Source organism: Dethiosulfatarculus sandiegensis, assembly GCF_000931935.2.
Taxonomy (GTDB): domain Bacteria; phylum Desulfobacterota; class Desulfarculia; order Desulfarculales; family Desulfarculaceae; genus Dethiosulfatarculus; species Dethiosulfatarculus sandiegensis.
Window position 1 is genome coordinate 1 of record NZ_AZAC01000083.1, and the last position, 13,042, is coordinate 13,042.

A 13,042-nucleotide genomic window follows, 5' to 3' on the forward strand; every position below is an offset into this window, starting at 1 on the left:
ACAAAATAGGGGGAAGATCATCTTTTGCCGCTATGCTTTGGCCAGGCAGAGCAAAGGCCAGGAGTGAAGCAAGGCAGATGGCCATACCAAGTAAAAAAATTGAAACGCTGCATTTGTACCTTTCTTTGTTTATCCCTGATCAATTGAGTAACTCTATCTCACTTGGTCGCCAGGTTTTCTGAACCAGGGTTCTAGAGGGCCATAGAGGCGAAGGAGTAAAAAAAATCTTTGCCGGGCACGGTCTGAATCCAATTCCCTTTCATGCCCTTGGGCGCCTTGGATCCGAAGTAGATGGAAAATGATTCATCCGGGTTTTTCTTCACCATTCCAGACTGGCTGTTGGCGCTTGGGAATCTCTGATCGGTTTGCAACATTGACCTGGTCTGGGGGTCGTATAGCACGATGGACCAAAAATCCTTGGCAGGAACATTGGCCGGAAGGGTTAATTTATAAGTTTTGGAACCGTCAAGGTAATTGCCCTTGGAATCAATGGCTGCGGCAGCTTATTGCGAGCCAACTCCGGCCATGGCGATCGCCATGGCCGGAGTAATACCTATAGCCGCATGCATGAATTGGATTATTGCATCGTGGTGAAGCCACTTGTTTTTCATAAACTCATGGTTGCCGATTGAAAAAGGATTGAACCAGGTTTTAGAGTCAGGATAAATGTATACTTCCTTATCCCGCGCTCGAAACACCAAGGAGCTTGCGATGGTTGCACCGACCAAGGCGGCTTCATTTAGCAGAGCGCGCTTTCGCTGGTCAGGTTTAAAAGGCTTGCCCTTCTCAATCCCTAAAAGAGCCAACCTTCCTCTAGCTTCTGGGCTAATGGCCCCGGAAGGTTCCTCTTGAATCAGGGCATTGATTTGTTCGAAGAAGTGAAAGTCGTTGGCATGAATGGTGTTGTGATAGAGGCCCGTAGCGTCTTTAAACACCATGACAGGCGGTTTTGCGGCTTGAGTCGAAGGATATATTTTAAGGTGTTTTTTGCTGTTTGCTACGGCGGGCCCGGTGTCTCCATCAACTAAAAATCCCCGCACCAAAAACCAGACTCCATTGGTTTTGGGGTGGAACACATGAAAGCCTTTGGGGAGATTGCCTTGGTAGCTCGGAGGTAAAATTAAAAATTTTCCGCCCTTGCCCTTATCCGGCCCCGCATTGCCCACGTCACCGACATATCGCATCCACATGTCATCCAAGATGCCGAGCACATTGGGGGGCGATTCGATGACCGTGGGGACGTCCTTCTTCAGGTCCAGAAAAGTCGAGGCGTAGACCGTTTCAGAATTGGCGGTAAGCCAGAGGGACTTGGAGTCCATGAGGTCTTTGAAGATTACCACCTTGTTGGAACTGTTGACGCCCAGGTCATGGCGCCCTTGGCGCAAGGCGACCATTGAGGCAGCTCGCATCTCTTCCAGAAATACGTTTACCGCGCGCTGAAAATCCAGGAAATCGTATGCCTTTTGCACTGTCTTTTCATTTGGCATTCCATCGAAGAATTCCAACTCACCAATACGTGTTTGCAACTTGTCGGGGATAACCACTTGCCTGGGGGCTTCGGTGGTCATTTTCATTTTGGGGGATGTGGCGGAAGTCGGTGCGGCAGTCATTAGAATAGCAGTGAGGATTAGCAGGCTTAAAGCTACAAAGCAGATATTTCGATACCTCATATCTTCGTCTCCGTCGCCTTAGTGCCAATAGTAAATTGATCATACTCTCAAGGGGATATTGCCAATGCAGGCAAGCCCCAAGCTGGGCCAATCAAGGACCGGCATATTTGGGATGTCTATTTGATCCGTTCGAAATCTCCAGGAATCCATTTTTTGTCAAAGAAAGGCTTTTCCGGGCCGTAGAGCCTGATATAGGCAAACCAACCCTTGCCCGGATTGGTCTGCACCCAATTTCCCCTGACAACCCCCTGAGGCAATTCAGGGCTGAAATATAGGTCAAAGGAGCCGTCTGGATTGGATTTGACCCCGTGCACCGAACCCACCAGGGGACGCCCCAAATCATTTTGAATCAGAGAACGGGTTTCGTTGTCATAGCAGGTGAGCGACCAGAACATTTTGGCCGGTACATTCTTGGGGAGCTTTATTTTGTAAGTATCTTCGCCACTCAGCCATTTGCCCTCGGCATCCCGGTAGGTCCCGATATATTGTGAGCCCTGGCCGGGTACGGAAACGGCCATGGAAAGCGAAGTGCCTATGGCCTCCCATGTGTATCGAGTGCGCTGATCAATTGCCATATAGTTCGGGGTGTGGAAAGTCGGATCACCAAAGAAGATGTTTTTCCACTGGCGCTTGCCGGGATAAGCATACAGGACCTTTCCCGGTGTCCTGGGTTGCCAGGCAATGACCTTGGCCATGGCCCGCCCCACCAAAGCGGCCTGGCTTAAGGTTTTTTCCATCCGGTCGTCAGGTTTGAATTCGCGGCCATGGGAAATGCCCAGGGTTTCCAGGATGCCCAACATGGCCATATCTTGGGCGCGGGGTGGATTTTCATTTATATAACGGGCCAGGGTTTCAAAATAAGTCAAACCCTCATTGGTTAGTAAATTGGCTTTCTCACCGGATAAACTAATGAATCGCATTTTGGGAGGATTCTGGGCGTCAGACAGTTTGTATTGCCTGTATTGATGCATTATTTTAACAAGTTTGGGAAAATCATCCCTGGTCTGGGGAATGGCCCGCACATAGAAAATGGCGATGTTTGTGTCGGATTTCACCACATGATGGGCAAGCTTGGGCATGGGGCCCTTGTATTCGGGAGGCAGAATCAGAAAACGGCCGCCGCGGTTCTGCTCCGGAGAAAATGGGCCGCCAAGGTTCACCAATGGTTGTTGCCAGATGTTGTTCAGAGTGCCTAAAAGACCGGCTGGGAGTTCCATGACCATAGGGCCGTTCCGCAAGTCCAGCACGCCAGACATGTATACGGTGTCCTGATTCGCCGTCAGTACCAACTGCTGCTGCTCAGCGGATTTTTCTGCCACCAAAACCGCATTGGGCCCGCACCCCAATTTGATATGGGCATCAGCCATGGCGCCATAAGAGGCCATGGGGAGGGCCCAGAGATAGGCTTGGACCGCGCGTTGGAAATCCAATTCATCGTATAGTTTTTTAATCGTCTGATTTGTGGGGTAACCGCTGGTAAAGGTGAGGTTGCCTAATCTGGAATTGATGGATTCGGCCCATGCGGGGATGGTGAGAACCAAAGCTAAGCATAATATCGCGATTATCTTTAGCGTTTTGTTTATAAATTACAACTTCTTGCCCCCCTCCGGATTTGAGTTTGTTCGGTCCCTTATCGCTCTTAAATCATTACAGGTTACGCGGTAATTGCTGCGTGTAACCTTGTTTTTACCTTTAGAAGCTACTGAGGCACTTGGTAATTTCGTTGAGAAGTGCCCAAAGGCAGCATCCCCAATTTGTAAGGCGGTTTTCACGGGATCTTCAGCGGAAATCGCAGTTAGCCTGGTTTTGGTCTAAGTAAAAAAACTTCATTTTTCCCGGTCGATCGGCCACCCCGGTTAGACTGCCCCCGGCACCGCCCTATAATGACGGGCCAGTGGATGTTATGGGGCTGTATGCCCCCCAAAAAAGGCGGCCGCTATACGTCGTTTGTGAGGCAGCCCTGATCCTGCGGATCAGCCATTCCATGGAGGGCCTGATAATTTCGTCCTTCAGATGGAACTACCTGACCATGTACAGCAGATTGCAGGACACTACCCCGTTTCCAACGGGCCTTATTGGTTTCAAAACGATGGCAACTGGTGTTGCCCATCGCAATGTGTTCTTGGCCTTTTGATTCGGCTATATATATTGGCCCGGTCAGTGAAGACCTTTGCCACTTGGATACACCTTAAAATTTATAAATAAATCTATGTTTTAGGTGTTGTATCAATGAATAAATTGGTTTTGGAAGCTATTTTTGTAAAATAGGGCTTATTACGTGGGGTTAAAAGCATTTGGCCTGGCCCGGGGAACCAGGAGCTTTTTGCTTCCCGTTCGGCTGGTGGGCAGCTTTCCCATTGCCTTGCTTGTGCCTTTAACTTTTGCTCTATAGAATCAGGCGTTGCGCATTTCATCTTGGACCCGACTTTAAGGGCCTTCCTGCCAGAGGGAGTCTTTATGAAAGAGTTATTCCAAAATTTGGATATAAGCCTTGATGCACTGTTCGGTGATACAGAGGTTTTTTGCGATCAAAACAAAGACGGCTTGGCCGATGCCCTTAATCTTCAGATTGTAGCGCCCGGAGGCCTCTCCGATTCCCATGTCTGGGCCGCGCTGCTCAATTTAAGCGCCAGGCTCTGCTTTGAAGTCCTGGCGGTTGATCTGCCTTTTGTGCATACCAGGGTAAAAGAGCACACACCTCTATTATTGATTCATAAACCAGGCCTTCAACCCCCTGTCCTGGAAAAACTGGAGCCCTCTTGGGCGGAGCTGAGGCACAGCGGACCGGGCAAGTGGGAGGCTTATTGCAAGGAGCCCCAGGGCCTGGCCTCCCTGCTCGATCTTCTGGCCGCTTGCCGGGCGAACTCAAAGCAAGAGCCGTTTTCCTGGTCTTGTCTGCAACTGGACAAAAACAAAACAGCGCGTCTGTGGGACCCGGCAGGCAGGGAACACCGGGAAGTTGCTTTGATCACCCCTCCTGTCAAGGGCGGGGATATGAATATTGAGCCTGCCTTGACAGAGGAATTGGATTGTTTCGATTTAACCGGGGATAAGGGTATTTATGGCAGGCCTGCCGATGATCCCAGGGCCTGCTTTCTGGATTTGGGCATAAGCCTGCCCGAAGAGGGAATGACCTGCCAACTGGGGCTGGGGTTATGCCAATGGCTGAGCCGGGCCGTATTGGAGTGCACTGACCTCAAACTGCCCCTGGTCCGGGTGGGTGAAAACCAAGGCGGATTTGGCCGGGAGCTTCAGATCTGCCCGCAAAAGGATAAAGAGCCGGAGCTTGAATTCAGGTCAAAAGCAAAGGGTGAGCCCCAGGTTGTCAAGGCATGCGGCAATCCGTCCGGATTGGCAAAGCTGCTTGTTAAATGGGCTGAGCTTGCCTTTGCCCAAAAAGGGCCGGATGACCAAGCCGCGATAAATTTTCGTGACAGGATCAATGAATTCGAACAATTGATCTTGGGACAGGGCTATTGGGGGGCCTGGGCCCATGGTCTGTGCCGTGGTGGAGAAAAGGCTCTGCCCCCTGTTCCGAAAAGGTTTTTGAGCCGCTTTAAAGAGCCTTGCCGTAATCTGCATTTACCCATTCCCCAAACCACGGCCCCCTTGCCGGTTGTGACAAGGAGATCATCCTGGACAGATGAAACCCAAAGGCTTTTGGCCTTGGCCGCGAAGATCAGGCCGGGTGAGGGGCTGCTTGAGCTGGAGGCCTTTATAAGCAAGCCCCGGCAAGAGCGGGAAGATCTGGCCAGGGAGCTTGTGGGTGTATTACGGAAAAAGGGCTATGAGCCAAAGGTAAAGGTCTTAAACTCTTATAAGCCCGGCTTTTCCTGGCTCATGGAAGAAGTGCTTCCCGAGATAAAGGGCCTGTCCAAAGTGGAAGGAGCCAGACTGGTCTTTGCCCGCTTCAGTAAAGAAAATTGCCTGGAACTAAGCTCCCGCTGGCTTGAGGAATGTTTTCCCGCGCCTGATCTTATGGCCCGGTCTCTGGGCAAGCCGAAAGACTGGGTGGAGTTTTGTGAAGAGCCCGAGCCGGGTTGCTCTTTACGATTTATGGCGCTTGATGAAACAGGCGCTTGCCTGTGGAAAAAGGATTTCACGCCCCTTTTGACCGGCATCCCTTATTTTGAGGGTAGGACAGCCTATCCCTCGGCCAGCGGATTCAGGCTTTGGCAAAACGGCCGGGTCATCTTGGAGAAGACCCTGGCCAGTGACCGGGAGCATTTCTGGCGTGTTTTCAAAGAGCGTTGGCTGCCCGAATTGGAAAAGCGCATGGAGATGCGACTTGAGTCTGAAGACCATAAGGGGCATCCGGCCTTTTGGCATGAGATCCGTCTGGAAGTGGGTATAAACGAGACCGACGCCCGCCTTGACTTGGATGATGAACGCATCTGCCCCATGGAGGCGGTGCACGAAGATATCTATTTCGGCCTGTTGACCTTTTTCCGCGGGTTTTCCGCCAAACACAATTTGGACCCCGCCACCCAGCTTGGCCGGGTGGCTCCGGTGGTTTACTCTCAAATCAAGGGGAAAAGGCCCTTTGCCGTTTTAAAGGCCCGGCCCTTGGCCTGGCCCCAGGCCCCGGTTCAAGAAACACCGGTGGTTTTAAAACGCGAGAAGTTGCTCTTAAGGCGGGGCCAATGGCTACTTTTACATGAATTTAATTATGATTCCGATTTAATAGCCCGGCTGAGCGTGGTGGCCTGGGCCTGGGGCTATGATGCCCTTCTCTGGGAAAAGGGTGTTGGCTTAAGGTTAAGCGCCCCCAAGAGGAGCCCTAAAAACCAGGCCAGACAGATAACATGCCCGCAACCGCCTGACGACAGGCTTCTGTTGAGCAAGGAAGTTGAAGACTGGATCCATCGCCTCGGCGGCTTGCCAAACCTTTCGGTGTGGCAGGCGGGGCACACCTGGCAAGGGCGCAAGGTCTGGGCCCTGGAGGCGGTTTTGCAATCGGGCGGCCGCTTTGTATCCCAGGCCAGGTCAAGGCTGGCAAAGCCCACCCTTTTATTTAACGCCAGGCATCACGCCAATGAGGTCTCGAGCACCAACGCGGCCTTGAGACTGGCTCATTTTCTGGGCAGCACCCCAAAAGGCGGGGATATGTTAAAAAAGGTGAATGTGGTCTTTATACCGCTGGAGAATGCGGACGGAGTGGCCACCCTGGAGGAACTCCTGCCCGGAGCCGAAGACCATAAACTCCATGCGGCCCGCTACAATGCCCTGGGCACCGAATACTATGCCGATTACTATGAAGATCCACCCCGTTTTCCGGATGCCCTGGCCAAGGCCGGGTTATGGGCAAGGTGGCTGCCTCGTCTTTGCCTGGATGCCCATGGGGTGCCGAGCCATGAATGGGATCAGCCCTTTGGCGGCCTGGCTCCGGCCGGTTTTCAGGAGTTTTGGTTGCCGAGAACCATGGTCTTTGCCTATATCCCTTATATTGAAGATGAAAAGCATCCTGGAAATCCCGGGGCCAAGGCTCTGGGCAGTTCCCTGGTAAAGGCCTTTGACCAGGAAAATGAAATAAAAAACTTGAATGGACGCCTGGCCGACCGGTATCATCGCTATGCCAGAAATCAACATAATGAGGTTTTTCCGCCTTCCCAGGGTGAATCTCTGACTCTTCTGCCGGTTATAGGACGCATTTCCGCCACCAATCTGGCCATGCGAAAGCCACAGATCACTCCCTATGAAGTGATAACCGAGGTTACAGATGAGCTGGCCTCCGGGAAATTGCTTGAACTCTGCGTGCGAGCACACGGGCTGGCAGCCGAAGTCATGATAAAGGACTTGCTTCATAATGCGGAAAAGGCTATGAAATACCCCTATTCAGAATGGAACGGGGTTTATTTTGCCTGGCGGCCCGGGGATCAGTCGCACTGAGATTCCCAGGCCGTGGTGAAAGGCCTGATCCGTTTAATTCCATTATTTCTGTTATGTAAGGAGGCTTATATGCGCAAAGGTCTATTGCTGGCGATCCTGGCCCTTATGCTTCTGCCGGCCCTGGCGCTGGCCGGAGGCGAGGGCGGCACCCTCATCTGGGGGCGCGGCGGCGATTCCGTCAACCTGGACCTGGCCCAGGCCACAGACGGTGAATCCATCAAAGCCGGTATCCAGATCTATGAAAACCTGGTTAAGTTCGGCGATGACTCCATGGATGTGGAGCCTCAGCTGGCCGAGTCCTGGACTGTTTACGATGACGGCCTGACCTGGACCTTCAAGCTCAGGAAGGGTGTTAAGTTCCATGACGGCACGGACTTCAACGCCAAGGCGGTTTACGACTCCTTTGCCAGGGTTATCGACAAGAAGCATCCCTTCCACGGTTTCGGAAAATGGCGCTACCTCAGCCTGTCCTTGGGTACGGTCAAGGAGATCAAGGTGGTGGACGACTACACCATCCAGCTGATCACCAAAAAACCCTATGCCCCTCTTTTGAACAACCTGGCCCTGTGGCTTTGCCCCATTGTCTCGCCTGCGGCCATGGAAAAATACAAAGACAAGATCGGCCTGCATCCGGTGGGAACCGGTCCCTTTGTCTTTTCCAAGTGGGTGAAAGACGACCAGATCATAATGAAGCGCAATGATAATTACTGGGGCAAAAAGGCGAAGGTTGCCAAGATCATCCTGAAGTCCATCCCCGAGCCCTCGGCCAGGCTCATGGCCCTGCAGTCCGGCGCGGTTGATATTGCCGACGACCTGGACCCGGACTCCATCAACCAGCTTAAGTCCAATAAAAAAGTCAATATCATTGAGCGCCCCAGCGTTAACGTGGGCTACCTGGCCCTTAACACGGAAAAACCCTATCTCAAGGACCCCAGGGTCCGTCAGGCCTTGAGTCACGCCATTGACAAGGACACCCTGGTCAAGGCCATCTTCCAGGGGCTTGCCATTCCGGCCAAAAACCCCTTTGCTCCCAGCATCTGGAGCTATAACGACAGCATCAAGCCCTATGATTACAACCCCGAGAAAGCACAGAAGCTTTTAAAGGAAGCCGGTTTTGATATGAACAAGGAACTGGAACTCTGGGCCATGCCCGTTTCCAGGGCCTATATGCCCGACCCGGTGAAGACCGCCGAGCTGATTCAGTCCTACCTGACCAGCGTGGGCCTGAAAGTCAAGATCGTGCGCTATGACTGGGGAACCTATCTCAAGAAAACAGCCAACGGCGAGCATGACATGTGCATGCTGGGCTGGTTGGGCGGAAACGCAGACCCGGATAACTTCCTTTATGGCCTGCTTTCGGCTGACACCGCCAAGACTCCCGGCGCTGCCAACGTGTCTTTGTGGAAAAACAAAGAGTTCACCGATCTGGTGGTCAAGGCGCAAAAGATTTTTGACAAGGCCGAGCGCACCAAGTACTACATGAAGGCCCAAGAGATCTTCCACGCCGAAGCTCCCTGGGTGCCTTTAGCCCATTCCACCATTGTGCGCTGCTATAACAAACGCTTGACCGATGTGCCCTTGAGGCCGAACGGACTCAACTCCTTCCAGATGGTCGGCAAGAAATAGGAAGGTTTTTATTTAAATGCCGCTGGGTTATATAGCAAGACGACTGGCACAGCTCGCCTTGATCCTATTTGGGGTCTCTGTGGTGGTGTTTTTAATGCTTCGTCTCATCCCCGGAGACCCCGCCCAGTTACTATTGGGCGAGATGGCAAGCCCCAAGGAACTGGCCAGTCTGCGCGCCCAACTGGGCCTGGACCAGTCCTGGCCCGAGCAGTACTGGATCTATCTCACCAATTTTCTGCAAGGAGATTTCGGAACCTCCGTGCGCACCGGCGCACCGGTGATAGACGAGATTTTGCCCAGGCTCATGGCCACCTTGGAACTCTCCCTGGTGGGCATGCTGATCGCATCGGTTTTCGGCATAGCCGCGGGCGTGATAAGCGCGGTGCGTCAGAAATCCTTTGTGGACTACGCCTCCATGTTCATGGCCCTGGTTGGTGTCTCCATGCCCATATTCTGGCTGGGATTGATGCTGATTTATCTTCTGGCCGTGAAGTTCCCGGTTTTGCCGATGATGGGCAGGCTCGGCATGGAGATGGAGCTGCCCCAGGTAACCAACCTGCTTTTGGTGGACGCTGTTTTGGCCGGGCAATGGGGGGCCTTTTGGGATGCCGCCTGGCATCTAATCTTGCCCGCCTTCACCCTGGCCACCATACCAATGGCCATTGTGGCCCGCATAACCCGCTCCTCCATGCTGGAGGTTTTGAACAAGGATTATGTGAGAACCGCCCGGGCCAAGGGCATGGTGGAGGCGGTGGTGATATTGCGCCATGCCTTGCGAAACGCCTTTTTGCCGGTGGTCACCGTGCTGGGGCTTAACCTGGGCATCCTGCTCGGCGGGGCTGTGCTTACCGAGACGATATTCTCCTGGCCCGGCCTGGGGCGCTATGTGGTTGACTCCCTCATGGGCAGGGATTATGCGGCTGTGCAGGCCTGCATACTGATTTTTGCCGCCTTGATGGTGGTCATAAACCTTATGGTGGATTTAGTTTACGTAATGCTTGATCCGAGGATTCGCGTCAATGAATAAGGCTGAGTTGTTCAAGGAATTATTGGAGAACAGAAACGCCGCCCTGGGAATGGTTTTGATTCTCCTGATCTGCCTGGTGGCGGTCTTCGGGCCGTGGCTGGCTCCTGCCAGCCCCATTGCCGTGGCCCCCTTGGACAGGTTGCAGGGCCCCAGTATGGCGCACCTCTTCGGAACAGACAGTCTGGGCCGGGATATCTTGAGCAGGGTGATATACGGAGCCAGGATCTCCATTATGATCGGGGTGATATCCGTTGCCATCTCCCTGGTCCCCGGCACCCTTTTGGGGCTGGTGGCCGGTTATTTCGGGGGCAAGGCCGACGGGGTGATCATGCGGCTGATGGATGTGCTATTGGCTTTTCCGGCCATTCTCCTGGCTATCTTTATCACCGCGATTTTAGGGCCCAGCCTGATCAACACCATGATCGCGGTCGGCATAGTCTATATCCCCCACTACGCCCGCATTGTGCGCTCAAGTGTGCTGTCTTTAAAGGAACAGCTGTACGTACAGGCAATCGGGCACCTTGGCGGAAGCCACACCCGCATTCTTTTGGGCCACCTTCTGCCCAATTCCTTTCCGCCGATTATTGTTTACGCCACCTTGGGTATGGGAACCGCGGTTCTGCAGGCCGCGGCCCTGGGGTTTTTGGGGCTCGGAGCCCAACCGCCCCAGCCCGAATGGGGGGCCATGCTAAGTGAGGGCAGGAAGTTTATCCAGCTCGCTCCCCATGTGGCGGCTTTCCCCGGGGCGGCGATTCTGATTCTGGTGCTTGGGTTCAATCTGTTCGGCGACGGGCTCCGCGATGTGCTTGATCCGTCCTTGAGGTCGCAATGAGCCGTTTGATTCTGGAAATAAAAGATCTGAAAACCCGTTTTTCCACTAAAAAGGGCCTGCTGCCCGCAGTGGACGGGGTGGATATAAAACTCTTCAAAGGCGAGACCCATGGTCTGGTGGGCGAAAGCGGATGCGGGAAAAGCGTCACCGCTCTTTCGGTTTTGGGGCTGGTGCCCAAACCCCACGGCCATATAGCCGGCGGAGAGATACTTTTCAACGGTGAGGACCTTACCAAGGCCGCCAAATCACGTATGAGCCGCATCAGGGGCAATGACATCTCCATGATTTTTCAGGAGCCCATGACCTCGCTTAACCCGGTTTATACTGTGGGCTTTCAGATTGAGGAGGTGCTTAAAAAACACCGCAACATGAAAAAGGCCGAAGCCAGGAAAGAGGCGGCGGAGGTGCTGAACTTGGTGGGGATTCCGGACCCTGAAAACCGGCTGGACGACTACCCCCACCAGATGTCCGGCGGCATGCGTCAAAGGGTGATGATCGCCATGGCGCTTAGCTGCCATCCCCAGGTGATGATCGCCGACGAGCCCACCACGGCCCTGGATGTTACTATTCAGGCCCAGATCCTGGAGCTGATCAACCGGCTTAAAGATGAAATCGGCATGTCGGTTCTTCTGATAACCCATGATCTGGGCGTGGTGGCAGAGACCTGCCAGTGGGTTTCCGTGATGTATGCGGGCAAGGTGGTGGAGAGCGCCGAAACCAGGGAGCTTTTTGCCAATCCGCGCCACCCCTATACCGTGGGTTTGTTCAGTTCTCTGCCCAAGATCGGCGGCGGAAAAGGCGAGTTGAAGACCATACCCGGTGTGGTGCCGGGGCTTTTGAATCTCCCTCCCGGCTGCGCTTTTCAGGACCGCTGTTTTCAGGCCGGCGAGGATTGTAAAAAAACCGTGCCCTGGCGAGAAGTCTCCCCCGGACATATGGTCCGTTGTATTCGCCCTGTGGAGTGATGTGAAGTGACTGATCCGATTATAGCCGCTGAAAATCTTACCAAACACTACATGCTCACAAGCGCGGGCTTCAGCAGCCGCACAGGTGTGGTCCATGCCCTGGAGAAGGTCTCCCTGGCCATAATGCCGGGAGAGGTCTTTGGCCTGGTGGGTGAAAGTGGCTGCGGCAAATCAACCCTGGGGCGGGTGCTTTTACGCCTGGAAGAGCCCACCAGCGGGAAAAGTATTTTTGAAGGAGAAGACCTGGCGGGTTTCGGGCCCGAGCGCCTTAAGAAATTCAGGCGGCAGGCCCAGATCATATACCAGGACCCATATTCAGCCCTGAATCCTCGCAAAAGGGTGGGCAAGACCATTGAAGAGGCGCTGGAGATTCATAAAATCGGCACCCCGGCAGAACGGGCCCAAAGGGTGACGGAACTCCTTTCCACCGTGGGCTTGAGGCCCGAACATGCCAAACGCTATCCCCATGAGTTCAGTGGCGGCCAGCGCCAGAGAATAGTGATCGCCCGGGCCCTGGCCTTAAACCCCAGGCTTATACTGGCGGATGAACCGGTGAGCGCCTTGGACGTATCGATCCAGGCCCAGGTCATAAACCTTTTGGAGAAGCTCAAGGCGGATTTCGGCCTGACCTATCTTTTCATCTCCCATGACTTGAGCGTGGTGGAACACATGGCCGACCGGGTGGGGGTGATGTATCTGGGTCGCATGGTCGAGCTGGCTGACAAAAAGGATTTTTACGCCGAAGCCTTGCACCCTTATTCCCAGGCTCTTTTGTCTGCCGCACCAGTGCCGGACCCCACCAAGGAGAGAAGCCGCATCATCCTGACCGGTGATGTACCGAGCCCTATAAACCCGCCTCCGGGATGTGCCTTTCATCCCCGCTGCCCCAGGGCCATGGATATCTGCCGTGAAAAGCGCCCGGAATTAAAAGAGATTCAAAAGGGGCGCCGGGTTAGCTGCCATTTGCATTCAAACAGTTAGCTTTTGGGTAACATCATAAGTTCATTGGGTTTTAATAGCCGGGTATCGTAAA

At 53.6% G+C, this 13,042-nt stretch carries 10 protein-coding genes; 7 read left to right on the forward strand and 3 right to left on the reverse strand.

Features of this window, described 5'->3' with window-relative positions; genetic code table 11:
- On the forward strand, positions 1–182 hold a 182-nt coding region (locus X474_RS26990; protein ID WP_231688381.1), incomplete at its 5' end, for a hypothetical protein.
- Positions 183–191: 9 nt separating this feature from the next.
- Here X474_RS26990 and X474_RS27585 read toward each other — a convergent pair.
- The 3 genes from X474_RS27585 to X474_RS24960 all read right to left on the reverse strand — a co-directional run bounded on the left by X474_RS27585 (position 192) and on the right by X474_RS24960 (position 3,211).
- On the reverse strand, positions 192–491 hold the full coding sequence (locus X474_RS27585; RefSeq protein WP_197282277.1) for a DUF1214 domain-containing protein: 300 nt from the start codon (positions 489–491) through the stop codon (positions 192–194).
- Positions 492–503: 12 nt separating this feature from the next.
- A complete protein-coding gene (locus X474_RS24955; RefSeq protein WP_197282271.1) occupies positions 504–1,670 on the reverse strand; it encodes a DUF1254 domain-containing protein in 1,167 nt (388 codons plus the stop codon).
- Positions 1,671–1,786: 116 nt separating this feature from the next.
- Positions 1,787–3,211: a DUF1254 domain-containing protein gene (locus X474_RS24960; protein ID WP_052515632.1), complete on the reverse strand. Its 1,425-nt coding sequence runs from the start codon at positions 3,209–3,211 to the stop codon at positions 1,787–1,789.
- A gap of 916 nt (positions 3,212–4,127) precedes the next feature.
- Here X474_RS24960 and X474_RS24970 point away from each other — a divergent pair.
- The 6 genes from X474_RS24970 to X474_RS24995 all read left to right on the forward strand — a co-directional run bounded on the left by X474_RS24970 (position 4,128) and on the right by X474_RS24995 (position 12,990).
- A complete protein-coding gene (locus tag X474_RS24970) occupies positions 4,128–7,559 on the forward strand; it encodes a M14 family metallopeptidase (protein WP_044352876.1) in 3,432 nt (1,143 codons plus the stop codon).
- Positions 7,560–7,628: 69 nt separating this feature from the next.
- On the forward strand, positions 7,629–9,185 hold the full coding sequence (locus tag X474_RS24975; protein WP_044352877.1) for an ABC transporter substrate-binding protein: 1,557 nt from the start codon (positions 7,629–7,631) through the stop codon (positions 9,183–9,185).
- 16 nt (positions 9,186–9,201) lie between these two features.
- The gene (locus X474_RS24980) at positions 9,202–10,212 is read left to right on the forward strand and encodes an ABC transporter permease (RefSeq protein WP_044352879.1); all 1,011 of its coding nucleotides are present in this window, start codon (positions 9,202–9,204) and stop codon (positions 10,210–10,212) included.
- A complete protein-coding gene (locus tag X474_RS24985) occupies positions 10,205–11,044 on the forward strand; it encodes an ABC transporter permease (protein WP_044352880.1) in 840 nt (279 codons plus the stop codon). Before X474_RS24980 ends, X474_RS24985 begins: the two co-directional genes overlap by 8 nt.
- Entirely contained in the window at positions 11,041–12,009 is a 969-nt protein-coding gene (locus tag X474_RS24990) for an ABC transporter ATP-binding protein (RefSeq protein WP_044352882.1), read from the forward strand. The genes X474_RS24985 and X474_RS24990 overlap by 4 nt, the downstream gene beginning before the upstream one ends.
- Before the next feature lie 6 nt (positions 12,010–12,015).
- Positions 12,016–12,990: an ABC transporter ATP-binding protein gene (locus X474_RS24995; protein WP_044352883.1), complete on the forward strand. Its 975-nt coding sequence runs from the start codon at positions 12,016–12,018 to the stop codon at positions 12,988–12,990.
- Positions 12,991–13,042 lie beyond the last annotated feature (52 nt).